Below are 23165 nucleotides of genomic sequence, written 5' to 3'. Positions count from 1 at the left end.
CGCAAGGCTTGAGCGCTTGCGGGTTTTTTGTGTACTGCTTTGCAGTGCGAATTCTGGCGGACAGAGGGGGATTCGAACCCCCGATACGCTTTTGACGTATACACGCTTTCCAGGCGTGCGCCTTCAACCACTCGGCCACCTGTCCTATCTGCGATTTTCGCTGCGGGCGAGCCGCTGCAGAAAATGCGAATCCGCGATTCTAGCAGATTTCGCACAACGCCGACAAGCGGACAAAGAAAAGGGGACGCCAACGGCGTCCCCTGCTTTGACCGACCACTAGGAGGCTGATGCCGGCGGGTCCTGTTCCCGGTAGGAGCTGACGGTGCCGTCCGGCTCGGTCTCTTCCAGCCGCACCCTGAAACCCCACAGTCGGGCCAGGTGCTTCATCACCTGTTCGGCGTCCTCGCCCGCCAGCGGGCGGCCGCGGCTCTTCAGGTGGCGCAGCACCAGCGAGCGGTCGGAGTCGCGGTTGAAGCGGACCACCTGGATGTCCGGCACCATGTTGTCGCGGTTGTGTTGCGCAGCCAGCAGGCGGCGGATGTCGCGGTAGCCTTCGTCGTCGTGGATGGCGGCGACTTCGAGCTTGGGGTTGGCCTGGTGGTCGGAGATCGCGAAGAAACGGAACTCGCGGATCAGGCGGGGCGACAGGTATTGCGAGATGAAGGACTCGTCCTTGAAGTTGCGCATGGCGAAGTCCAGCGTCTTCAGCCAGTCGCCGCCGGCGATGTCGGGGAACCAGCGCCGGTCCTCGGCCGTCGGCGCCTCGCAGATGCGGCGGATGTCGGACATCATGGCAAAGCCCAGCGCATAGGGGTTGATGCCGCCGTAGCCGCGTTCGTCGAAGCCGCGCTGGCTGACCACGTTGGTGTGGCTTTGCAGGAACTCCATCATGAAGCCGTCGTTGACCAAGCCTTTTTCATGCAGCCGGTTCAGGATGGTGTAGTGCCAGAACGTGGCCCAGCCTTCGTTCATGACCTTGGTCTGGGTCTGCGGATAGAAGTATTGCGCGACCTTGCGGACGATGCGCACCAGTTCCTTCTGCCACGGCGCGAGCTTGGGCGAATACTTCTCGATGAAGTACAGCAAGTTCTCTTCGGGCTCCGGCGGAAACACCGAGGCCTCGACGTGGGTGTCCTTGTCGGCCTCCAGGCGCGGCAGGGTACGCCACAGATCGTTGTACTGCAGCCGGGCATGTTCCTGGCGTTCGGCCTGGCGCGCGGCCTCTTCCTTGTAGGAAATGGGCGTGGGGCGCTTGTAGCGGTCCACGCCGTGGTGCGAGAGCGCGTGGCAGGAATCGAGCAAGGATTCCACCGCGTCGATGCCATAGCGGTCCTCGCAGGACATGACGTATTTGCGCGCGAAGACCAGGTAGTCCAGCACACCGTCGGCATCGGTCCATTGCCGGAACAGGTAATTGCCCTTGAAGAACGAGTTGTGGCCGTAACAGGCGTGGGCGATCACCAGCGCCTGCATCGTCATGGAGTTCTCTTCCATGAGATAGGAGATGCAAGGGTTGGAGTTGATGACGATCTCGTACGCCAGCCCCTGCATGCCGCGGCGGTAGAACTGCTCGTTGCGGATGAATTCCTTGCCGTACGACCAGTGCGGATAGCCGATAGGCAGACCGGCCGACGCATAGGCATCCAGCATCTGTTCCGAGGTGATTACCTCGATCTGGTTCGGGTACGTGTCCAGTCCGTATTCGGCGGCGACCTTGGAGATCGCGTCGTCATAGGACTGGATCAGTTCGAAGGTCCATTCGGAACCCTGGGAGATGGGCCGAGCGCTGCCGGCGGCCTCCGGTTCCACGAGCGCTCCCACGATGGCATTCATGCGGTTTCCTTTTTGAACAGGTCATGGAACACGGGGAAGATCTCGCCGCGTTCGCAGATGCGCCGCATGACGAAATGCGGCTCCAGTTTCTGTTCATATTCCGCCCACAGGCTGCTCTTGCGCGCCTCCTGCGAGTCGGGCACTTCGATGTAGGCAAAGTAGCGCGTGGCCGGCAGCAGATGTTCGGCCAGGAAGCGCGCGCTCTTGCCCGCGTCGGCGCCGAACGAGTCGCCGTCGCTGGCCTGCGCCGCGTACACGTTCCAGGCGGTCGGCGGATAGCGCTTCTCCAGGATCTCGCGCATCAGTTCCAGCGCCGACAGCACGATGGTGCCGCCGCTCTTGGGATCGTAGAAGAAGGTATGTTCGTCGACTTCCTCGGCGTTGTCGGTATGGCGGATGAAAACCAGGTCCACGTGTTCGTACTTGCGCGACAGGAACAGGTAAAGCAGCGAAAAGAAGCGCTTGGCCAGGTCCTTCTTGTTTTCGTCCATGGAGCCCGACACGTCCATCAGGCAGAACATGACGGCGCGCGCCATCGGGATGGCCACCGACACCCGGTTGCGGTAGCGCAGGTCCAGGTCGTCCAGGAAAGGCACGCGGGCCAGGCGTTCGCGGCAACCTTCGACGTCCTGCTCCAGCGCCTTGATCTCGTCGGCGGGAGCGCCCGCTTCCAGCGCCTTGGCCAGGCGCTCCTCGGCATCCTCCAGATCGGCGCGCGCCTTCACGCCGAGCGATACGCGGCGCGCCAGCGAAGACTTGAGCGTGCGGCTGATGCTCAGCATGCTGGGCGAGCCCGTGGTCGTGTAGCCAGCGCGCTGCCATTTCTTCTGGCTGACCTCGCCCAGCTGCGTGCGCGCCATGTGCGGCAGTTCCAGGTCCTCGAAGAACAGGTTCAGGAATTCCGCCCGCGACAGGCTGAAGGTGAACTGGTCGACCGATTCGCCTTCGCCCGGCTCGGAGCCGCCTTCCCCCTGCCCGCCTTGCGGCCGGTCGAACGTGTCTCCCTTGGCAAACTCGCGGTTGCCGGGGTGCACGATCTCGCGGTCGCCGCCCTGGCCGTGATGGAAGGTCGGCTCGGAGATGTCGCGGGCGGGCAGGTTGATCTCGCCGCCCTGATCCATGTCCTGGATGGAGCGGTCGCGGATCATCCCATGTACCGCCTTGCGGATCTGGTTCTTATAACGCCGGAGAAAACGCTCCCGGTTGACGGCGCTTTTATTGCGCCCGTTAAGACGGCGATCGATGAGTGAATTCATGATTCACCTCGCTCAGGAAGACTTCCTCACACGGAGATACCACTCGCACAGCAGTCTTACCTGCTTTTCCGTGTAGCCCTTTTCAACCATGCGATCCACGAAACTCTGGTGCTTGGACTTGTCCTCGGCCGACGCCTTGGCGTTGAACGAGATCACCGGCAACAGGTCTTCGGTGTTCGAGAACATCTTCTTCTCGATCACTTCGCGCAGCTTTTCATAGCTGGTCCAGGTCGGGTTGCGGCCGTTGTTGTTGGCGCGCGCCCGCAGCACGAAGTTGACGATCTCGTTGCGGAAGTCCTTCGGGTTGGCGATGCCGGCCGGCTTCTCGATCTTTTCCAGTTCGTCGTTGAGCGCGCTGCGGTCGAAGCTTTCGCCGGTTTCCGGGTCGCGGAATTCCTCGTCCTGGATCCAGCAGTCGGCAAAGGTCACGTAGCGGTCGAAGATGTTCTGGCCGTATTCCGAGTAGGACTCGAGGTAGGCGGTCTGGATTTCCTTGCCGATGAATTCCGCGTAGCGCGGCGCCAGGTAGCCCTTGATGAATTCAAGATAGCGCCGGCGGATTTCCTCGGGGTAGTCTTCGCGGCCGATCCGCTGCTCGAGCACGTACATCAGGTGCACCGGGTTGGCGGCGACTTCGGTCTGGTCGTAGTTGAAGACGCTGGACAGGATCTTGTACGCGAAACGCGTCGACACCCCGGTCATGCCTTCATCTGTGCCGGCATAGTCCTTGTATTCCTGCAGGGCCTTGGCCTTGGGATCCACGTCCTTCAGGCTTTCGCCGTCGTAGACGCGCAGCTTCGAATAGATGCTGGAATTTTCGGGTTCCTTCAGGCGCGTCAGGACCGAGAACTGCGCCATCATGTCCAACGTTCCCGGGGCGCATGGCGCCGCCGACAGCGAACTGTGGTGCAGCAGCTTTTCGTAGATGCGGACCTCTTCCGACACCTGCAGGCAGTAAGGCACCTTGACGATGTAGATACGGTCGAGGAACGCCTCGTTGTGCTTGTTGTTGCGGAAGGTCTGCCATTCCGATTCGTTCGAGTGGGCCAGGATGGCGCCGTTGAACGGGATCGCGGAAAAGCCTTCGGTGCCCTTGAAGTTGCCTTCCTGGGTTGCCGTCAGCAAGGGGTGCAGCATCTTGATCGGGGCCTTGAACATCTCGACGAATTCAAGCAGCCCCTGGTTGGCCAGGCACAGCCCGCCAGAGTAGCTGTAGGCATCCGGATCGTCCTGCGAGTGGCGGTCGAGCATGCGGATGTCGACCTTGCCCACCAGCGACGAAATGTCCTGGTTGTTCTCGTCGCCAGGTTCAGTCTTGGCGATGGCGATCTGGCGCAGCACCGACGGGTTCAGGCGCACGACGCGGAACTTCGAGATGTCGCCGTCGAACTCCTTCAGGCGCTTCACGGCCCAGGGGGACATGATGCCGCTCAGGTAGCGCCGCGGGATGCCGTATTCCTTTTCAAGCGTGTCGCCAAAACGTTCCGGGTGGAACAGTCCGAGCGGCGATTCGTTGACCGGCGACCCCTTCAGGGCGTAGATGGGATAGGCCTCCATCAGCGACTTGAGCCGCTCCGCGATGGACGACTTGCCGCCGCCCACCGGGCCCAGCAGATAGAGGATTTGCTTGCGCTCTTCCAGTCCCTGCGCGGCGTGCTTGAAGAACGCGACGATCTGTCCGATCACGTCCTCCATGCCGTAGAACTCCTGGAACGCCGGATAGCGTCGGATGGTCCGGTTGGAAAACAAACGGGAAAGACGTGGGTCGTTGCGCGTATCCACGACTTCGGGTTCGCCTATTGCCGCCAGCATGCGTTCTGCGGGGCTGGCGTACGCCATGGGATCGCTTTTGGCGAGGTTGAGGTACTCCTCGAGAGAGAGTTCCGATTCCTGCTCTCTTGCATACTGCGACTTGAAGCCTTCGACGATGTTTTGCACGGAAACCTCCTACAACACGCGAAAAATCCAATACGTCCCTACCTGCCCCCATTGTGCCTCAGCGCTCGCGCATTACTAGACAATCTCGCGATAAGCACTGTCGGCCGGATGGTATGTTGCTTTCGCCACACATCAACCAAAGGCATGATCAGGCCCTTTCCAGTTAGGCTGCACTCTTCGGATGCAAGTTCCGTCAGGGAATGCAACTTAAGTGAATAAGTTCACTCGTTCGACTTCAGCATATCGCTGTATGTGTGCGTGCATGGTGCATCCGCACATGAAATGCTCAGCAATGATTTGAAGGGAAGAGCGATGTCCCAGGGATTTTTATGATGCGGGCATAAACCCGTTGCGCCCGCTGTGCGATGGCAGCGGACGGTCTGAACGGCGCGTAGCGTCTTCGTTCAGCAGCGTGCAGGTCCGGTTGTGAAAAGCACCGATGACGCTGCACGAGGATCCGTGGTGACGAGGGCGCGTGGCATTGCACGGTGTAGTCCATCAGTGCGTGGCGCCAAGTCATGTGCCTATGCTAAAGCCAATTGACGTTTTTGTGGCAATTCATTTAACGCAAGGCCAAAAATAGTCGTGTCGCGCGCTTTCAAATTCATGCAATAGACACGCGCTGCAACCACGCAAACCTGCGCAAACTTGATGGCATATCGATAGCGCTGGCGCATCGCGAATCGCCTGCAAGCCACGGATTACGGAGGTCTGCGCGATTGGCAGCCGCGAACGCAGAGTGCTAATACCCCTTGCGGCGGCGATAGAATCACGCATTCGAAACGCGCCGCGCATTTGGTTCGCTTCCTGTCGTCCGCCCATCGCCATCGCCACATCATAATTTTCCGATTTTTGACCCGCCGCATGAAGGTCCTCGTCAAACGCTGTCGCGCAGTGCTTTGCAGCGTCTTGCTGCTGCTTCTGGCCGCTTGCGGCAAGCAGGCGGATCTGCCGGCCGACGCCTATGTCTGGCAACGCGTCTGGACGCCGCCGGTCAGCCAGGCGCTGGCCGACAGTGCCGACGTGGTGCGGGCATGGCGCGTGCTGATGGCGGAAATGAACCCGGATGGCAGGTGGTTCACTGCTGCGCCCGATCTGGCCGCACTGGCCGCGGCCAAACGTCCCGTCATCATGGTTTTCCGCCTGGACGGTCGCGCCGATGCGCTGCCCGCCGCGGAAGTGCTTGCGCGGATCAACGCCGCGCGCGGCGCATGGGAAAGCGCGGGTATCGGCTTGGCCGGCATCGAAATCGACTACGACTGCCCAACCTCCAAGTTGCCCACCTATGCGACGTTCCTGGAGACCTTGAAGCAGGGCCTGGAACCGGATCTGCCTTTGTCGATAACCGCGTTGCCGACATGGCTGGGCGGCGCCGGGCTCGACGCGCTGTTGCGGATTCCCGATGAAGCCGTGTTGCAGGTCCACGCCGTGCTGAGTCCCGAACAGGGGCTGTTCAATGCCAGGCGCGCAAGCGCCTGGCTGGCGGCGTTCGCGGACCGCACCCAGCGGCCATGGCGCGTGGCGTTGGCCACCTATGGCAGCCGCGTAAGCTGGAACGACGACGGCAGCATCGCCGCGGTCGAAAGCGAACGCCCCGCCCTGCTGCCGGGCGGCCGCGCCAGCGAACTGGTGGCCACCCCGGCAGCCATGGCGGCTTTCATCGATGAGATCCACCGCGCCCGTCCGCGCGGACTGGCGGGCATCGTCTGGTTCCGCCTGCCCACCGCGCGCGACGAACGCGCCTGGAGCCTGGCCACCTGGCGCGCCGTACTGACGCGCCAGCCCCTGTCGCCGGCGCTGTCCGTCACGGCGCGCGCAGCAGGCGGCAGCGGCGCGCAAGACCTGATTCTGGCCAACGGCGGCAATGCCGACGCAGCCCTGCCCTTCGCGATCCGCTGGCAAGGCGCTTGCCGCGCGGCCGACGGCATCAATGGCTATACCCTCGAACATGATTCCAGCGGCGCCTTCCTGCGCCGCTCCCAGAATGGCCTGCTGCATGCCGGCGGCCAACGCAACATAGGCTGGATACGCTGTGAAAACGGGCCCACGAGCTTCCATGTACAACCGTAAATCGCTTGCGGCGCTGCTGCTCCTGACGGGAGCCGGTATCGTCATCGCCTGCGGGCCGGAGTTCCCCGCCCAGCTGCTCGACGACCGCGCGGCTACGCTGCGTGCGACGCCGGCCAACGCTTTCAGCTATGAAACCGCGCGCCTCGTGGACGCCAGCGATGCGCTGCGAGCCCGCGAAGCCTATGAATTGCCAGACGGCAGCTATCTGCAAAACGCCCTGCCGGAAGACCGCGATCCCGCGCTCACGCCGGCGCAGCGGACCACGGCTCGCGCCATGCGCGCGCAAGCCGATGGCGACCGGGCCTATGCGCTGGGCGCCGATTTGCCGGAAGCGGTGCGTCTTTACACCGCGGCCGCGGTCGACACCCATGCCGCCCGCGAAGCGCCGGACACCGACCGCCTGCTGGAGCAGGCGCGCGCCCGCTACCGCGCCATTCTCCAGTTGCCGGCGCAGCAGGCCGCGCCACGCAGCGTCTGGGCCGCCTATATGCTGGCAGAAATCGGGGACGAGACAGAGTTAGCCACTGACGACGCCGAGGCGCAGCGGCAGGCCGCAGCACAAGCCTATGGCCGCGTGCGGCAACTGGCGCGCGACGGTGCGCCGGACCCGCTGGGCCTGGCCGTTGCCAGCTACGGCCAGGAGGCGCGCCTGTTCCTCGCCGGGCCGCAGGGGCAATGCAGCTATATGGAGCTGGTCAATGCCGAGCCCTGCATGGACGCCATTCCCGCGGCCTCGCTAAAGCATGCGCTGCGCCTCTATGCCGAACAGGCCGCGCGCGACTCCGCGAGCGGCAATGCATCGCTGCGCATGCTGGCCGAATGGGCCTTGGAAGATCCGGCGCGCACGCGCCGCCTGATCGACGATCCAGTCGCGCAACGCCTGCTGGTGGCCTACGCGCTGGCCAGGGTCGGCGACATCGTCGATGGCAGGCTGGACAGCGCCAGCGATCCGTACGCCGCCTACGATACGACTGGCCAGGTGGGGTTGGCCGATGCGGCGCAAGGGCATGACGTCACACCCAATCCGGCGCTGCAATCGCTGGTTGCGGCATTGGAAACCCAGGACCTGAAGCAGGTGCCGGACGCCGACCGCGTAGCCGCGCTGGCCTACCGCATCGGCCGCTACGAGCTAGCGCAGACGTTGGCCGCGCGGCTGGACACGGCCTTGGCCTGGTGGGTCCGCGCCAAGCTGGCGCTGCGGCAAGGCGATACGCAGGCGGCGGCCCAGGCCTATGCCCAGGCTGCACGCGCGTTTCCGCGCGCCGACGGCAGCCTGGAGGCTGTCGGCGCGGCGCGCCTGCTGGGCGAACAAGGCGTGTTGACGCTGTCGCGCGGCCAGTATGTCGAGGCGCTGGATCAACTACTGCACGCCACCGTGAAGGACGATCCGGCCAATCCGGCCGGAGGCTTCTGGTTATCCACCCCGTACTGGAATGACGCTGCCTACGTCGCTGAGCGCGTGCTGACCACCGCCGAACTCAAGTCCTATGTGGACCGGCATGCGCCCGCCACTCCGGCGCCGGCAAGGTCCGTGCCGCGCGATCCGCAGAATTTCTACGACTGGGTAAGGCAGCATCCCATCACCGCATCCGACCGCCTGCGCCTGCTGCTGGCGCGCCGGATGGTGCGCGAAGGTTCGATCGAGCTGGCGCTGCCCTATTTCCCCGCCGATTCGGACGCCCGCTACGCCACGCTGGAAAGCGTCGACGGCAAGTGGGAAGTGCGTCTGCAGGAAACCCGCCGGCTCGCCGCGGAGTATGGCGCGGCCTTGCGCCGTGCCGGGAGCGCCTGGGGCCGCACATCACGGGCGCAAGCCTGGTACGAAGCTTCGCGGCTGGCGCGGCGCGACGGGATGGAGATCATGGGCTACGAACAGGAGCCGGATTTTGCGGTCTATGGCGGCAACACCAGTTATGGCGCGGGACGCAGCGCGGTCCCAGGCTGGAAGGCAGAGGATGACGATGCCGGAACGCCCGACACGCCGGCCTTGCGTGCCGCCGCCGCGCTGCCGGGCCCGTTTGTCACCGAAGAGGAACGCCGTCGCTATGCCGCCAGCGAAGCGCAGCCCTACACCCGCTTCCACTACCGCGAGATCGCGGCCAATCATGCGCTGCGCGCGTCCGACGAGCTGCCGCGCCGCTCGCAAGCCTACGCCGCCGTGCTGTGCCAGGGCGCCCGCTACATCATCGACGACTCCCCGGAACTGGCCGCCACGATCTACCGCCGCTATATAGAACACGGCGCGCAGGTGCCGTTCAGCGGCTCTTTCGGCCGCGAATGCGCCGCGCCCGATTTCCAGGCGGCTGCCTGGTTCCATTACACGCAGGCCGGAAAATCGTGGGAACGTCTGCGCCGCGACCATCCCGGCCTGCTGCTGGCGGCCGCGTTGTTGGCCCTGGCCGGCGGCGCTGCCACGATCCTGGCCTGGCGCTACACCGCGGCGCGCACGGGCCGGCGCCGCGCCTAAGACAGCTCAGGCAGCTCCACCCGCCGCGTCAGCTGATTCCAGGTGTCGGCCACCCGGGCGCGCACGCGCAGATCTGCGCCCACCGGCGCGGTCTCGATGAATTCATAGCGGCGGGCGCCGTCCAGGTGCTCCAGCATGGGCAGGCGGACCATGCCGGCGGCGTCGCCCAGCAGCACCGGCGCCAGGTACAGCAGCAGTTCATCCACGCAGCCCGCGGCGACCAGCGCGCCGCTCAGGCCCGCGCCGGCTTCGACGTGGACCTCGTTGAACTGTTCCTGCGCCAGCCAGCGCATCATCGCCGGCAGATCGACCCGGCCCGGCGCCTCGCCCGGCAGCAGCACCACGCGGGCGTTCCTGGCCTGCAGGCGCACGGCCTTGGCGGCATCTTCGCGAGCCGTGAAGATGATGACCTCGGCGCCATCGAACAACCGCGCGTCCTCGGGGATTTCAAAACGGCCGTCCACTACCGCCTTGCGCGGCTGGCGGGGCGTGTCCACGCCTCTGACATTGAGCTGCGGATCGTCTTTCAGCACGGTGCCCATGCCGGTCAGCACCACGCAGGCGCGGGCGCGCCAGCGGTGTCCGTCGGCGCGAGCCTCGGGTCCGGTGATCCATTGCGAGACGCCGTTATGCAGCGCGCTGCGCCCGTCCAGCGAGGCCGCCATCTTCATCCACACCCACGGCAGGCCGCGGCTCATGCGCGAGATGAAACCCGCGTTGATGGCCAGCGCCTCCGCGCGGCAGACGCCAGTGGTCACCGCGATCCCGGCATCGCGCAGACGCGCCAGTCCTTGCCCATTGACCAGCGGATTGGGGTCGCCGATGGCCACCACGACCCGCGCCGGCCGGGCCGCAAGCACAGCGTCCACGCAGGGCGGCGTGCGGCCGAAATGGCTGCAGGGTTCCAGGGTGACGTAAAGCGTGGCGCCTTCCACGGATTCACCGCGCGCCTGGACGTCGCGCAAGGCGCAGACTTCCGCGTGCGGGCCGCCCGGCGGCTGCGTGGCGCCTTCGCCCAGCAGCTGTCCGCCGCGCACGATCACGCAGCCGACCCGGGGGTTGGGCGCGGTGGTGTACATGACGGCCTGCGCCAACGCCAGGGCGCGGCGCATCCAGAAAATGTCGTCGTTGTCGCTGGGAATCATCATGTCCAGGATTGTATGTCCGCCGCAGGGCGGGCAGGCGGTCCGGCAGCGGGTCCACGGGACAGCGGCGGCCAATGTCCGTTTTAGGCCGATGGCCGTCTTTCGCCGCACTCGCCGCCACGCCGGATTGCAGTAAAAATAGCTGCACACCCCTAAAATTCGCCCTCCAGGAGCGCGATCCATGAAACAAGCACTGATCGTCATCGACGTACAAGACTCTTTCCGGCAACGTCCGTTTTGGGATGAAGCCGAGTACCCTGCGTTCGTGGAACAGATCCAATCCCTGATCGACGCCGCCCAGGCCCGCGACATTCCGGTGCTGCAGGTGTTCCACACCAGCGTGTCGAACGACCCCGCCAACCCCTTCTCGATGGCCTCCGGCCACGTCAAGACGCTCAAGGAACTGCGCATCGAGCCCACCGCCGTGTTCCACAAGACCGTGCATTCCTCGCTCTACGCCAAAGACGCGGACGGCGCCAGCCTGCAGGACTGGCTGGTGAAGCACGGCATCGAAGGCATCATCGTCAGCGGCATCCGCACCGAACAGTGCTGCGAAACCACCTCGCGCCACGCCAGCGACGCCGGCTACAAGGTGGTGTTCCCCACGGACGCCACCCTGACCTTTGCCATGCAGAGCCCGTCCGGCCAGCATTACACGCCGGCCGAGATCCGCGACCGGACCGAGCTGGTGCTGCAAGGGCGTTTTGCCCGCATCGCACGCGCGGCCGACGCGCTGGCGGCCTGACACTGGCGGAGGGCCGCATGGTTCCAGTGTATTTCGTGCTGACGCGGGGCGTCGTGCTGCTGGACGTGGCAGGCCCCGCGGAGGCCTTCCGCGTCGCCAACAAGCTGGTTCCCGGGGCCTTCGAACAGCATTTCTGCGGCCCGTCCCGGGAAGTCGAAAGCGGCCTGCCGGGCCTGCACCTGGCTCATATCCAAGCCTTGCCGGCCAGCCTGCCGCCCGAAGCCCTGGTCATCATTTCCGGCGTGGTGGGCAAGCCCACGCGCCTGGACGACCCCGACTCGCGCGCCATCATCGACTGGCTCGCGGCCCGCCATCCGGTGGACGGCTTCACGCTGATGACGGTGTGCGCAGGCGCCCTGTTCGCCGCCGCCGCCGGCCTGACGCGGCAGCGCGACTGCACCACACACCACACTTGCCTGGAACAGCTGGCCAGCATTGACCCGAGCGCGCGGCTGCATGACAACCGCATCTTCGTCGAAGACGGCAAACTGGTCAGCAGCGCCGGCATCACGGCCGGCATCGATTTGGCTCTGCACATGGTGTCGCGCCATTGCGGCCCGCGCGTGGCCAGCGAAACGGCGCGCGACATGGTGGTCTACCAACGGCGCGCCGGCACGGATTCCACGCTGTCGCCCTGGCTGGACCATCGCAGCCACCTGCATCCAGGCGTGCACCGGGTGCAGGACGCGGTCATCCGTGATCCGGCGGCGCCCTGGTCGGCGCAATCGCTGGCGGACCAGGCACACACCAGCGCGCGCCATCTGACGCGGCTGTTCCGCGAACACGCGGGCTGCACGCCGATGGACTACCTGTATCAGATACGCGTGGCGCTGGCGCGCGACCTGCTGCGCGATACCCGGCTGGACCTGGAACGCGTGGCCGAAAAGTCGGGATTCGGCTCGGCGCAGCACATGCGCCGCGTCTGGCGCAAGTTCCAGCCGCTGACGCCCAGCCTGGCGCGTACGGCTCCCACCATGCAATGACGGCGCCGCAGCGCCGTCATTTTCCAGCTTCCATGCGGCCAGCCGGCCGCGGATCGGTTGAACCTGAGCCCTGCTAGTCCTTGCGCAGCTTGCCCGGCAACAGCGGTCCTTGCATCTCGCGGATGGCTTCGACGAATTCGCCGATGTCCTCGAAGCTCTTGTAGACCGAAGCGAAGCGCACGTATGCCACCTTGTCGAGCTTGCGCAGTTCGTTCATCACGAGCTCGCCTATGTGTTCGCTGGGCACTTCACGCAGCCCGCTGGCCAGCAGCTGCTCTTCGATGCGCGCGACCGCGGCGTCCACGTCTTCCGTGCTGACGGGACGCTTGCGCAGCGCCAGGCTCAGGCTGGCGCGCAGCTTGCCGGGGTCGTAGTCGCTGCGGCTGCCATTGCGCTTGACGATGGAGGGCATGGCCAGCTCCACCCGTTCATAGGTGGTGAAACGTTTGTCACAGGACAGGCAGCGACGGCGACGGCGTATGGCGTCGCCTTCTTCGGAGACCCGGCTGTCTACGACCTGCGTTTCGGCATTGCCGCAAAATGGACACCGCATGTGTGATCCCTAAAGGCACTGAGGGGGCAATAGTTGAGCATATTGTAACGAGGCGTCCGGCCGCCAGCGCCAATACGGGCTAATCCGCCCCCGTATTTTTTACCAGGCGGCGCCAAGCCGCCCGAAAACAAAGGGACGGCGCCTTGCGGGGCCGTCCCTGGTAGACCGCTGCGGCCGGGCCACAGCCCGCCGCAGGGATTGCTCGCTTACTTCTTGCCGTAGACCGGCAGGCGCGAGGTCAGTTCGTTGACCTTTGCACGCACGGCGGCGATGTTGGCTTCGTCGCGCGGGTTGTCCAGCACGTCGGCGATCAGGTTGGCGGTCAGCTCGGCTTCGGCTTCGGTGAAGCCGCGCGTGGTCATGGCCGGCGTGCCCAGGCGGATGCCGCTGGTCACGAAGGGCTTTTCCGGGTCGTTCGGGATGGCGTTCTTGTTGACCGTGATGTGGGCCTGGCCCAGCACGGCTTCCGCTTCCTTGCCCGTGATGCCCTTGGAACGCAGGTCCACCAGCATGACGTGGCTTTCGGTGCGGCCGGAGACAATGCGCAGGCCGCGCTTGACCAGCGTGTCGGCCAGCACCTTGGCGTTCTTGACCACTTGCTGCGCGTAGTCCTTGAAGGCAGGTTCCAGCGCTTCCTTGAAGGCCACCGCCTTGCCGGCGATGACGTGCATCAGCGGACCGCCCTGGATGCCGGGGAAGATCGCCGAGTTGATGATCTTCTCGTGCTCGGCCTTCATCATGATGACGCCGCCGCGCGGGCCGCGCAGCGACTTGTGCGTGGTCGACGTGACGAAGTCGGCGTGCGGAACCGGGTTGGGGTAGGCGCCGCCAGCGACCAGGCCGGCGTAGTGGGCGATGTCGACCATGAACAGCGCGCCGTTTTCACGGGCGATGCGGGCCATGCGTTCGAAGTCGATGTGCAGGGCGTAGGCGGAGGCGCCAGCCACGATCAGCTTGGGCTTGTGCTCCTTGGCCAGTTGCTCGACCTGGTCATAGTTCAGGACTTCGTTTTCGTCCAGGCCGTAGGAGATGAAGTTGTACAGCTTGCCCGAGGCGTTGACCGACGCGCCGTGCGTCAGGTGGCCGCCTTCGGCCAGGCTCATGCCCAGCACGGTGTCGCCCGGCTTCAGGACGGCCATGTACACGCCCTGGTTGGCCTGCGAACCCGAGTTGGGCTGCACGTTGGCGGCTTCGGCGCCGAAGATCTGCTTCAGGCGGTCGATGGCCAGCTGCTCGACCACGTCCACGTATTCGCAACCGCCGTAGTAGCGCTTGCCCGGATAGCCTTCGGCGTACTTGTTGGTGAGCTGCGTGCCCTGGGCTTCCATGACGGCCGGGCTGGCGTAGTTCTCCGAGGCGATCAGCTCGATGTGCTGTTCCTGGCGGACGTCTTCCTTCTGGATGGCGGCCCAAACGTCCGGGTCAGCCTTGGACAAGGTGAGGTTGCGGTCAAACATGACGGGGGGTTCCTGAGGCGGTAAGAGAGGAGAAAACTGCGCCCGGGTGGGTAAACCCGGAGAATGACGGATAGTTTACCCCGTCGGACAGGATCAAATGCTCCCAAAATGCAGGGAACCCGGGCAAAATTCCCGGCATGGGCGCGAAAACCACGCCATCCTCCGCGGCCGGAAAAGCCGTCTCAATCCGACTTGAGAAACTTTCATGCAAAGCGCCACGCTCATAACCTACTCATTAGTAGCTGCGGTCAGCGTCGTCAGCCCCGGCCCGGCCACCATGCTGGCCATCCGTAACGGCGCGGCGGGTGGATGGCGGGCCGTGCTGCCCTCCACCCTGGGTAATGTCACCGGGCTGTTCCTGCTGTCGGCCGCCGCCATGCTGGGACTGGGCGTGGTGCTGCAATCGTCCGCCATGCTGTTCATGCTGCTCAAGCTGGCCGGCGCGGCGTACCTGCTCTACATCGGCCTGCGCCACCTGCTGGGCCGCTCGAACATTGCGCCGCCCGCAGACGCCGCCGCGCTGGCGCCGCGCAGCGCCGGGCGGCTCTATTCGGAAGCCGCGCTGGTTGCAACGCTGAACCCCAAGCCCATTCTGTTCTTCACGGCGCTGTTTCCTCAGTTCCTGAACGCGGCCGAGCCCTTGCTGCCGCAGTTCTTCATCCTGACGGGCATCTTCACGGGCATGTCGCTGGTGTCGCTGCTGGCCTATGGCGCCTTGGCCCACCGCGCCCGGCGCCTGCTGCGCCAACCCCGCATCGTGACCTGGATCAACCGCCTGGTCGGCGCCATCTTCATCACTTTTGGATTGGCGCTGCTGCGGCTCAAGCGCGCCACGGGCTGAATCTTTTCGGCGATGAAAAAAGGCCGCAGTCGCAAGACTGCGGCCTTTCTGTGGCGCGGCGAATCAGGCCGAGGTGGCGCCGATCTGCTTGGGAGCCAGTTTCGGATTGAGCGTATAGGTGCCGGTCAACGACGCCTGCGCCAACACGTGCTTCTGGATCGCGCGCAGCGCGTCTTCGCCGGTGAACGAACCCTGCAGGTTCAGCGTGGGCACGTCCAGCGCATACAGGGTGAAGACGTAGCGGTGCGGGATGGCGTCGTTCCAGGGCGGGCACGGGCCGTCATAGCCGAAGTAGTCGCCGCTCATGTCGTGATCGTTGGCGAACCATGACGAGTACGAGTTGATGCCCTGGCGCGCATCCATCGGCGCCAGCGGGCCGCCCTTGCCGCGCGGCGTGATGCCGCTGGAGAAGGCGCCTTCCTCGATGTCGCGCAGGTCGGCCGGCAGATCGACCAGCACCCAGTGGAAGAAGTCCACGCGGGGCAGGCTGGCCGGCACCTCGCGGCCTTCCTGGTTGACGTCGTCGGGTTCGGAGGGCACATCGGGATCATGGCAGATCAAGGCAAACGACTGCGTGCCCGCCGGAACTTCGTCCCAGGAGAACTGCGGGTTGAAGTTGTCTGCCAGCGCGACGTGCGATTGCGCATCGATCCTGCCGAAGGCGTAGCGTTCGGGAATCGACTCGTTATCGGAAAAGGACAAACTCGAAAGTTTCATGTCGTGCTCCTTGATGTGCCGCAAAGGCCCCACTGCCCCTGTCTGTACCCTCAGCGTATCAAAACTTCGCAATCATGGGTTCAAGTTAACACGCGCAAATTTGCGCTTGCCCACCTGAACGACGTAAGTCCCCGCCGGCAATTGCAACGATTTGTCTTCCACGCGGTCGCCATTGACGCGCACGCCGCCTTGCTCCACGTTGCGCTGCGCTTCCGAACCGGAAGCCACCAGGCCGGCTTCGCGCAGCAGCTTGAGGATGCCCACCGGCGCGCCGCCGATGTTTACTTCGGGGATGTCGTCGGGGATCGCGCCGTCGCGGAAACGGGCTTCGAACGAGGCCAGCGCGTCATCGGCAGCCTTGGCGGAATGGAAGCGCGCAATGATTTCCTGGGCCAGCATGACCTTGGCGTCGCGCGGGTTGCGGCCGCCATCGATCTCCTGCTTGAGCGCCGCGATCTCTTCCAGAGAGCGGAACGACAGCAGCTCGAAGTAGCGCCACATCAGCGTGTCGGAAATCGACATGAGCTTGCCGAACATCGAATCGGGCGACTCCGAAATGCCGATGTAGTTGCCCTTGGACTTGGACATCTTCTCTACGCCATCCGTCCCGACCAGCAGCGGCATCGTCAAGATGCACTGCGGCTCCTGTCCATACTCTTTTTGCAGCTCGCGCCCGACCAGCAGGTTGAACTTCTGATCGGTGCCCCCCAGCTCCAGATCGGACTTCAGCGCCACCGAGTCATAGCCCTGCATCAGCGGATACAGGAATTCATGGACCGAGATCGGGATGCCGCCCTTGAAGCGCTTGGTGAAGTCCTCGCGCTCCATCATGCGCGCGACCGTGTAGCGCGACGCGAGCTGGATCATGCCGCGCGCGCCCAGCGGATCGCACCACTCGGAGTTGTAGCGGATCTCGGTGCGCGCCGGATCCAGCACCAGGCTGGCCTGGGCGTAATAGGTCTTGGCGTTGGCCTCGATCTGTTCACGCGTGAGCGGCGGGCGCGTGTTGTTGCGGCCGCTGGGATCGCCGATGGTGGAGGTGAAATCGCCGATCAGGAAGATGACGTTGTGGCCCATGTCCTGCAGCTGGCGCATCTTGTTCAGCACCACCGTGTGACCCAGGTGGATGTCCGGCGCGGTCGGATCCAACCCCAATTTGATGCGCAGAGGCACGCCCGTGGCGCGGCTCCTGGCCAGCTTGCGGGCGAATTCGGACTCGACCAGCAACTCATCGCAACCGCGCTTCGCTATACGCAGGTCTGCTTCGACTTCGGGGGTAATCGGGGCTTCTGAGGATGACATGGCAGGGGGACCAACTCGGCTTCAGCCGATAAAAAGGTGTAAAAAGTGACGAAAACTATCGAAAATTCTAGCCGAATCAGCTAGGATACCGCCCTAATCATACGCAATTGCCATCTATACGCAGTTGTGGTCCGGTTTACACCCCGTTGTTCACAAGATGCGCCCCGCGCCAGCCCTTGCCCCGAAATGTGCGCGCGAGGGCCGTTCGTGTCACGCACCCTGCGAGCTCAAGCCACCTGAGAGGGTATCTTCACGATGAATCGTGGCCTCCACGAAATGGCGAGTAGCATCAAACGCAAAGTTGCTGCCGTGTTTGCGCCCGGCGAGCCCAAGCCCCAGCGCTCGGGACTTTTCCGCCGCACTCTCCTCGTCACCGCAATTGGTCTGTTCGCTGGCGCCGCCGCCCTCGGCATGGTGCAGCAACCCGACCGCACTGAACTCCCCCCTTCGCGCATCATCAGCAGCGTCCTGCCGCTAAGCGCCGAGCAAGTCGAAGTCAGCACTCCCAGTGCCGCTCCCTATATCAGCGAAACCCGGATCCGCGCCGGCGACACGCTGGCCGCGGTGCTGCAACGCCTGGAACTCGACGCGCCCAGCCTGCAGACCTTCCTGACGCACGAAGCCAGCGCCCGCAGCATCTACAAGCTGTACCCGGGCCGCTCGGTGCAAGCCGCGACGGACGAAGCCGGCAACCTGATCTGGCTGCGTTACATCCACACCCCCGGCAACGAGACGGACGGCCAGGTCGTGACGCGCATGCTGCACGTCGCGCCGGCAGGCGACAGCTACAAGGCCGAGGAAATCACCGAAAGCACCGAACGCCAGACCCGCGTCGCCGTGGGCACGATCCGTTCGTCGCTGTTCGGCGCCACCGACGCCGCCGGCATCCCGGACTCGGTCACCATGCAGATGGCCGACATCCTCAGCGCCAAGATCGACTTCTTGCGCGACCTGCGCCAGGGCGACAAATTCCGCGTGGTCTACGAAGTGCGTTCGCACGACGGCCGCTACGCCGGCGCCGGCCGAGTGCTGGCGCTGGAATTCATCAACGGCGACAAGACCTACAACGCCGTCTGGTTCAGCCCCGACGAAAAGAGCGGTTCATACTACGACTTCGACGGCACCAGCCTGCGCGGCGCGTTCCTGCGCACCGCCCTGAAATTCAGCCGCATCAGCTCCACCTTTGGCATGCGCATGCACCCCATCCACAAGACCTGGACGGGACACAAGGGCGTGGACTACGCGGCGCCTTCCGGCACGCCGATCCACTCTACCGCTGACGGCACGGTGGAATTCTCCGGCTGGCAGAACGGCTACGGCAACGTCGTCATCGTCAAGCACCACGGCAAGTATTCGACGCTGTACGCCCACCAGAGCCGCATCGCCGAAGGCATCACCAAGGGTTCGAAGATCTCGCAAGGCCAGTTGCTGGGCTATGTCGGCGCCACCGGCTGGGCCACCGGCCCGCACCTGCACTATGAATTCCGCGTGGACAACCAGCCGATCGATCCGCTGTCGGTGGACCTGCCGGTCGCCCGCAGCCTGGAACCCGCCGAAGTCCGCGCCTTCAACCAGGCCGTGGCTCCGTACAAGGCGCAGATCCAGCTGCTGACCGAGTTCCAGCAGACCCTGCCCGACGCGCTGACCAACGTGGCCAGCCGCTAAAGCCGGCCTAACGTCCCCGTCAAAGGCGGCCCCGCACTCTCAGTTGCGCGGCCGCTTTTTCTTTTTCGAGGCTCTCGTGAATCCTTCCACAACTAACGCTCAGCTCTATATCGGACTGATGTCAGGCACCAGCGTGGACGGCGTGGACGGCGTGCTGGTGCGCCTGGACGACGGCGCGGCGCCAGCCGTGCTCGCCAGCGCCAGCCTGCCCATGCCTGCGGACCTGCGGCGCGAACTGCTGGCCCTGAATCAATTCGGCGACGACGAGCTGGCCCGCGCCGCGCTGGCCGCCAACGCCCTCGCCCGCCTGTATGCCCAGGCCGTGGCGGCCCTGTTGCAGCAGGCCGGCGTCGCGGCCGGCGACGTGACCGCCATCGGCGCCCACGGCCAGACGGTCCGGCACCGGCCCGACCTGGGCTACACCGTGCAACTCAATGCCCCCGCCGTGCTGGCGGAACTGGCCGGCATCGACGTGGTGGCGGATTTCCGCAGCCGCGACGTGGCCGCGGGCGGCCAGGGTGCGCCGCTGGTGCCGCCCTTCCACGGTGCCATCTTCGGCGCGCCGCAAGGCCGCGCCGTCCTCAACCTGGGCGGCATCGCCAACGTGACGCTGCTGGAGCCGGGGCATGCGCCCCGCGGCTTCGACACGGGACCCGCCAACGTCCTGCTGGATGGCTGGTGCCAGCGTCACCTGGGTCGGCCTTATGACGCGGATGGCCGCTGGGCCGCGACCGGCCAGGTGCTGGCGCCGCTGCTGGAACAAATGCTGGCCAGCGAACCCTGGTTCGCCCTGCCCCCGCCCAAGTCCACCGGGCGCGACCTGTTCAACATGCAATGGCTGGACGACCGCCTGGCCGCGTTCGACGGCCCCAAGCCTGCGCCGCAAGACGTGCAGGCCACGCTGCAACGCCTGACCGCGCGCACGGTCGCCAATGCCGTCGATGCGGCCGCGGCGGGCACGCAGGAAGTCTTCGTCTGTGGCGGCGGCGCACGCAATCCGGGCCTGATGCGTGAGCTGGCCTACTGCCTGCAGCGGCCCGTGCACGCCACCGATGCGCTGGGCGTGCCGGCGCAGGAAGTCGAGGCCCTGGCGTTCGCCTGGCTGGCGCAGGCCTTCGTGCAGCGCAGGCCGGCGGGCCTGCCCGCCGTCACCGGCGCGCGTGGCCCGCGCATCCTGGGCGCGCTCTATCCCGCCTGAAAACCGCACGCCCATGCAAAAAGCCCTTCGGCGCGCCGAAGGGCTTTTGCTTTTCCTGCCTGGGTGATTACACCGAGAACGAGGAACCGCAGCCGCAGGTGGTGCTGGCGTTGGGATTGCGGATGACGAACTGCGCGCCTTCCAGGTCTTCCTTGTAGTCGATCTCTGCGCCGACCAGGTACTGGAAGCTCATCGGATCCACCAACAGTTGCACGCCAGCCTTGTCCAGCACGGTGTCGTCATCGTTCACGACTTCGTCGAAGGTGAAGCCGTACTGGAAACCCGAACAGCCTCCGCCCTGCACGAAAACGCGCAGCTTCAGCTCAGGATTGCCTTCTTCGGCCAACAGATCCTTCACTTTGGCCGCGGCCGAGTCGGTAAACACCAGGGGAGCAGGCGGGGCGGCCTGCAGGTCGACGGTTTCGGTCACTGCATTCATGGTTCACTCCTGGCCGGTTCGGCCATATTTCGGTGAGCGGCAACGGCGCTCGCATAGTGTCACTATAGCGCAGGGCTTGCGCAGACTCAAAGTTCGAGCTTGACGCTTCTTGACGCCCGGACCGTGTCGCCCTCCAGGACGCTGACGGTCACGCTTTCGGGGACAAATCCGTCGGGCAGCGCCAGGATGCCCTGGCTGCGCTGATACTGGTCGAACTGCAGGGCCAGCGGCGAGGTCGGCGTGCTGTCTCCAGGAATGGCGACGGAGCCGGATTCGGCCTTGACCTGCATGGGCGCCAGATCCACCTTCACGGTCTCGCCCTTCAGGATGCCGGTGGCCTGGAAACGCAAAGCGCCCGAAAACGGAGACCCGCCATTGCGGCCGCTGCGCATCAGCAGGACCTTGTAGCGCAGGCCGCCGCCACTGCGGTCGATCTCGACGCCGCGGATGTCCACCGAACCCTCGGGGCCCGGCGGCAACAGCTGCTCATAGAACGCCAGTTGATCGCGGACCCGGCCGACCTCGGCCTGGACCGTGCGCAGCTGCGTTTCCAGTTCCTGGCGCGCGGCGCGTTCGATGACCAGTTCGCCGTCGGCGGTGTCCAGTTGGCCCTGCGTGTAACGCAGCTGGGTCGACTGCTGACGCATGGCCTCTTCCTGGACCTCGGCCTGCCGAGCGCTGATCACCACGGCATCCTGCGGCCGGTAGAGCTTGCGAGCGTAGAAAAAACTGGCGGAACCGCCCAGCAGCACGCCGATCAGCAGGCCTACGAATACGCGCGCCAATCCGCCGGCGGAGCGAGGCTGGGGCGTGGTAGAGGAATCGGCGGGCATAAAGAGCGGCGGCTTGCGGCCTTACGGCCGCAAGCCTGCGTACATCAAGGCAGGATCGCGACCTGGTCCAGGCCGGTCGATTCAGGGATGCCGAACATCAGGTTCATGTTCTGCACGGCCTGACCAGCGGCGCCCTTGACCAGGTTGTCCTGGATCACCAGGACGATCAGTTGGTCGCCATTGCCGGGGCGGCTGAGCGCGATGCGCAGGTTGTTGGAGGCGCGCACCGAACGGGTTTCCGGCAGGCTGCCGGCGGGCATCACGTCGACGAAGGGTTCGTCGGCGTAGCGCTGTTCAAACAGGGCCTGGAAGTCGGTATCGCGGGCCTCGGGCAGGATGCGCGCGTAGATGGTGGAGAACATGCCGCGGATCATCGGCACCAGATGCGGCACGAAGGTCAGGCCAACCTTGCCGCCAGCGATCTTTTCCAGCTGTGCGACGATTTCCGGGTGATGGCGGTGGCCAGCCACGCCGTAGGCCTTGAAGTTGTCGGAGGCTTCGGAGAAGAGCGAGCCCACTTCCGCCTTGCGGCCAGCGCCCGAGACGCCCGACTTGCAGTCGGCGATCAGGGTTTGCGCATCGATCAGCTTCTTGCCGCCTTCGAGCAGCGGGGCCAGGCCCAGCAGCACGGTGGTGGGATAGCAGCCGGGGTTGCCGATGACGCGGGCCTTGGAGATGGCCTCGCGGTTCAGCTCCACCAGGCCATACTGGGACTCGGCCAGGATGTCCGGGCAGGTATGGGGAATCTTGTACCAGCGTTCGAACGTGGGGATGTCCTGCAGGCGGAAGTCCGCGGCCAGGTCGATGACCTTGGTGCCGGCATTGATGAGTTCCTGGGCCTGGGCCATGGCAACGCCGTGGGGCGTCGCGAAGAACACGACGTCGCAATCCGTCAGCGTGGCCTTTTCCGGCGCGGAGAAAGCGATATTCACGCGGCCGCGCAGGTTCGGATACATGTCGGCCACCGGCAGCCCGTCTTCCTTGCGGGACGTGATGGCGGTCAATTCCACATTGGGATGCTGCGACAGCAAGCGCAGCAGCTCGACGCCGGTGTAACCGGTGCCGCCGACGATACCAACCTTGATGCGGGTGTTCGATGCTTGGGCCATGATGTGTGCTCTTCGTAGAACGAGGATCGATTGTATCGCTCGGGAAAGCGGGTGTTGCGGCTAAGAGCCCGAAATGGCACCGCAGTCCTTCTTTCCGACCGGAGGGAATGCGCGGAGTTCCGCGCGGGACGTACAACGGCCGGACCGCATCCGGCGCTGGAACAAACAGTGCGAAAAAAAGCCCGCCGAAGCGGGCTTTTCTTGCAGCAGCGTATTAACGCTTGCTGAACTGCTTGCGCCGACGTGCCTTGCGGAAGCCGACCTTCTTGCGTTCGACTTCGCGGGCATCGCGGGTGACAAAGCCAGCTTGCGACAGTGCGGGCTTCAGGGTCGCGTCGTAGTCGATCAGGGCACGCGTGATGCCGTGACGGACTGCGCCGGCCTGGCCGGTTTCACCGCCGCCGTGCACGTTGACCTTGATGTCGAACGATTCCAGGTGGCCGGTCAGTTCCAGCGGCTGGCGCACGATCATGCGGCCGGTTTCGCGGGCGAAAAAGTCGTCGACGGGCTTGCCGTTGACAACGATCTTACCCGTGCCCTTCTTGATGAAAACGCGAGCCACCGAGGTTTTGCGACGGCCGGTTCCGTAATTCCAGTTACCGATCATGGCGTTT

At 65.0% G+C, this 23165-nt stretch carries 20 protein-coding genes and 1 tRNA gene; 7 read left to right on the top strand and 14 right to left on the bottom strand.

Features of this window, described 5'->3' with window-relative positions; genetic code table 11:
* Positions 1-54: 54 nt before the first annotated feature.
* From IB258_RS27710 to IB258_RS27690, 5 genes are all read right to left on the bottom strand, one after another.
* Positions 55-145, bottom strand: a tRNA-Ser gene (locus IB258_RS27710).
* A 131-nt stretch (positions 146-276) separates the two neighbouring features.
* Positions 277-1833, bottom strand: a complete 1557-nt coding sequence (locus IB258_RS27705) for a SpoVR family protein (protein WP_082401331.1) — start codon at positions 1831-1833, stop codon at positions 277-279.
* Positions 1830-3089 carry a YeaH/YhbH family protein gene (locus tag IB258_RS27700; RefSeq protein WP_054458415.1) on the bottom strand — a complete coding sequence of 420 codons (1260 nt, stop codon included), beginning with the start codon at positions 3087-3089 and terminating at the stop codon, positions 1830-1832. The genes IB258_RS27705 and IB258_RS27700 overlap by 4 nt, the downstream gene beginning before the upstream one ends.
* A 12-nt stretch (positions 3090-3101) precedes the next feature.
* A complete protein-coding gene (locus IB258_RS27695) occupies positions 3102-5018 on the bottom strand; it encodes a PrkA family serine protein kinase (protein ID WP_370127010.1) in 1917 nt (638 codons plus the stop codon).
* A gap of 533 nt (positions 5019-5551) precedes the next feature.
* The gene (locus tag IB258_RS27690; RefSeq protein ID WP_156337471.1) at positions 5552-5704 is read right to left on the bottom strand and encodes a hypothetical protein; all 153 of its coding nucleotides are present in this window, start codon (positions 5702-5704) and stop codon (positions 5552-5554) included.
* Positions 5705-5936: 232 nt separating this feature from the next.
* On the opposite strand from IB258_RS27690, the gene IB258_RS27685 reads away from it, so the two are divergent.
* Both IB258_RS27685 and IB258_RS27680 read left to right on the top strand, forming a co-directional pair.
* On the top strand, positions 5937-7097 hold the full coding sequence (locus IB258_RS27685) for a DUF3142 domain-containing protein (protein WP_225590534.1): 1161 nt from the start codon (positions 5937-5939) through the stop codon (positions 7095-7097).
* The gene (locus tag IB258_RS27680; protein ID WP_192353473.1) at positions 7084-9564 is read left to right on the top strand and encodes a hypothetical protein; all 2481 of its coding nucleotides are present in this window, start codon (positions 7084-7086) and stop codon (positions 9562-9564) included. Before IB258_RS27685 ends, IB258_RS27680 begins: the two co-directional genes overlap by 14 nt.
* On the opposite strand, the gene ribD is transcribed toward IB258_RS27680, so the two are convergent.
* Positions 9561-10712, bottom strand: coding sequence for a bifunctional diaminohydroxyphosphoribosylaminopyrimidine deaminase/5-amino-6-(5-phosphoribosylamino)uracil reductase RibD (ribD, locus tag IB258_RS27675; RefSeq protein ID WP_370539862.1), 1152 nt, complete (start codon positions 10710-10712; stop codon positions 9561-9563). The two genes, IB258_RS27680 and ribD, sit on opposite strands and share 4 nt — an antisense overlap.
* A 178-nt stretch (positions 10713-10890) precedes the next feature.
* Between ribD and IB258_RS27670 the strand changes: the two genes are divergently transcribed.
* Together IB258_RS27670 and IB258_RS27665 are read left to right on the top strand one after the other, a co-directional pair.
* The gene (locus IB258_RS27670) at positions 10891-11454 is read left to right on the top strand and encodes a cysteine hydrolase family protein (protein WP_054458405.1); all 564 of its coding nucleotides are present in this window, start codon (positions 10891-10893) and stop codon (positions 11452-11454) included.
* Positions 11455-11471: 17 nt separating this feature from the next.
* Positions 11472-12437 carry a GlxA family transcriptional regulator gene (locus IB258_RS27665; protein ID WP_119450702.1) on the top strand — a complete coding sequence of 322 codons (966 nt, stop codon included), beginning with the start codon at positions 11472-11474 and terminating at the stop codon, positions 12435-12437.
* 73 nt (positions 12438-12510) lie between these two features.
* Here IB258_RS27665 and nrdR read toward each other — a convergent pair whose 3' ends face one another.
* Together nrdR and glyA are read right to left on the bottom strand one after the other, a co-directional pair.
* Positions 12511-12990, bottom strand: a complete 480-nt coding sequence (nrdR, locus tag IB258_RS27660; RefSeq protein ID WP_013391422.1) for a transcriptional regulator NrdR — start codon at positions 12988-12990, stop codon at positions 12511-12513.
* A 206-nt stretch (positions 12991-13196) separates the two neighbouring features.
* Entirely contained in the window at positions 13197-14447 is a 1251-nt protein-coding gene (gene glyA, locus IB258_RS27655; protein WP_054458401.1) for a serine hydroxymethyltransferase, read from the bottom strand.
* Between the two features lie 205 nt (positions 14448-14652).
* On the opposite strand from glyA, the gene IB258_RS27650 reads away from it, so the two are divergent.
* Complete coding sequence (locus IB258_RS27650; protein ID WP_054458399.1) at positions 14653-15288, top strand: LysE family translocator; 636 nt, start codon at positions 14653-14655, stop codon at positions 15286-15288.
* 63 nt (positions 15289-15351) lie between these two features.
* Here the strand turns inward: IB258_RS27650 and IB258_RS27645 are convergent, their stop codons facing one another.
* Together IB258_RS27645 and tyrS are read right to left on the bottom strand one after the other, a co-directional pair.
* Positions 15352-16005: a YbhB/YbcL family Raf kinase inhibitor-like protein gene (locus IB258_RS27645; RefSeq protein WP_054458397.1), complete on the bottom strand. Its 654-nt coding sequence runs from the start codon at positions 16003-16005 to the stop codon at positions 15352-15354.
* Positions 16006-16077: 72 nt separating this feature from the next.
* The gene (tyrS, locus tag IB258_RS27640) at positions 16078-17307 is read right to left on the bottom strand and encodes a tyrosine--tRNA ligase (protein WP_192353472.1); all 1230 of its coding nucleotides are present in this window, start codon (positions 17305-17307) and stop codon (positions 16078-16080) included.
* Between the two features lie 255 nt (positions 17308-17562).
* Here tyrS and IB258_RS27635 point away from each other — a divergent pair, with 255 nt between their 5' ends.
* Positions 17563-18972, top strand: a complete 1410-nt coding sequence (locus IB258_RS27635; protein ID WP_054458392.1) for a M23 family metallopeptidase — start codon at positions 17563-17565, stop codon at positions 18970-18972.
* Between the two features lie 76 nt (positions 18973-19048).
* A complete protein-coding gene (locus IB258_RS27630) occupies positions 19049-20170 on the top strand; it encodes an anhydro-N-acetylmuramic acid kinase (protein ID WP_370539861.1) in 1122 nt (373 codons plus the stop codon).
* 67 nt (positions 20171-20237) lie between these two features.
* Here the strand turns inward: IB258_RS27630 and erpA are convergent, their stop codons facing one another.
* The 4 genes from erpA to rpsI form a co-directional block, all read right to left on the bottom strand.
* Positions 20238-20609, bottom strand: a complete 372-nt coding sequence (gene erpA / locus IB258_RS27625) for an iron-sulfur cluster insertion protein ErpA (protein WP_013391415.1) — start codon at positions 20607-20609, stop codon at positions 20238-20240.
* 86 nt (positions 20610-20695) lie between these two features.
* Positions 20696-21442 (bottom strand): DUF6776 family protein, encoded by a 747-nt coding sequence (locus tag IB258_RS27620; protein ID WP_054458387.1) that lies wholly within the window; start codon positions 21440-21442, stop codon positions 20696-20698.
* Positions 21443-21486: 44 nt separating this feature from the next.
* A complete protein-coding gene (gene argC, locus IB258_RS27615) occupies positions 21487-22551 on the bottom strand; it encodes an N-acetyl-gamma-glutamyl-phosphate reductase (protein WP_054458385.1) in 1065 nt (354 codons plus the stop codon).
* A gap of 214 nt (positions 22552-22765) precedes the next feature.
* Complete coding sequence (gene rpsI / locus IB258_RS27610; RefSeq protein ID WP_006217310.1) at positions 22766-23158, bottom strand: 30S ribosomal protein S9; 393 nt, start codon at positions 23156-23158, stop codon at positions 22766-22768.
* Positions 23159-23165: the final 7 nt, after the last annotated feature.

This window comes from Achromobacter sp. ACM02 (assembly GCF_014851605.1).
GTDB classification, from domain to species: Bacteria; Pseudomonadota; Gammaproteobacteria; order Burkholderiales; family Burkholderiaceae_B; genus Achromobacter; species Achromobacter aegrifaciens.
This window is presented reverse-complemented; position numbering and strand designations above follow the sequence as displayed.

Coding starts and splice junctions, on each gene's coding strand:
- IB258_RS27700 (WP_054458415.1), bottom strand. CDS start 3,089: ATGAATTCACTCATCGATCGCCGTCTTAACGGGCGCAATAAAAGCGCC.
- IB258_RS27635 (WP_054458392.1), top strand. CDS start 17,563: ATGAATCGTGGCCTCCACGAAATGGCGAGTAGCATCAAACGCAAAGTT.
- IB258_RS27620 (WP_054458387.1), bottom strand. CDS start 21,442: ATGCCCGCCGATTCCTCTACCACGCCCCAGCCTCGCTCCGCCGGCGGA.
- ribD (WP_370539862.1), bottom strand. CDS start 10,712: ATGATGATTCCCAGCGACAACGACGACATTTTCTGGATGCGCCGCGCC.
- tyrS (WP_192353472.1), bottom strand. CDS start 17,307: ATGTCATCCTCAGAAGCCCCGATTACCCCCGAAGTCGAAGCAGACCTG.
- argC (WP_054458385.1), bottom strand. CDS start 22,551: ATGGCCCAAGCATCGAACACCCGCATCAAGGTTGGTATCGTCGGCGGC.
- erpA (WP_013391415.1), bottom strand. CDS start 20,609: ATGAATGCAGTGACCGAAACCGTCGACCTGCAGGCCGCCCCGCCTGCT.
- IB258_RS27705 (WP_082401331.1), bottom strand. CDS start 1,833: ATGAATGCCATCGTGGGAGCGCTCGTGGAACCGGAGGCCGCCGGCAGC.
- glyA (WP_054458401.1), bottom strand. CDS start 14,447: ATGTTTGACCGCAACCTCACCTTGTCCAAGGCTGACCCGGACGTTTGG.
- IB258_RS27650 (WP_054458399.1), top strand. CDS start 14,653: ATGCAAAGCGCCACGCTCATAACCTACTCATTAGTAGCTGCGGTCAGC.
- rpsI (WP_006217310.1), bottom strand. CDS start 23,158: ATGATCGGTAACTGGAATTACGGAACCGGCCGTCGCAAAACCTCGGTG.
- IB258_RS27680 (WP_192353473.1), top strand. CDS start 7,084: ATGTACAACCGTAAATCGCTTGCGGCGCTGCTGCTCCTGACGGGAGCC.
- IB258_RS27665 (WP_119450702.1), top strand. CDS start 11,472: ATGGTTCCAGTGTATTTCGTGCTGACGCGGGGCGTCGTGCTGCTGGAC.
- nrdR (WP_013391422.1), bottom strand. CDS start 12,990: ATGCGGTGTCCATTTTGCGGCAATGCCGAAACGCAGGTCGTAGACAGC.
- IB258_RS27645 (WP_054458397.1), bottom strand. CDS start 16,005: ATGAAACTTTCGAGTTTGTCCTTTTCCGATAACGAGTCGATTCCCGAA.
- IB258_RS27690 (WP_156337471.1), bottom strand. CDS start 5,704: ATGCGCCAGCGCTATCGATATGCCATCAAGTTTGCGCAGGTTTGCGTG.
- IB258_RS27670 (WP_054458405.1), top strand. CDS start 10,891: ATGAAACAAGCACTGATCGTCATCGACGTACAAGACTCTTTCCGGCAA.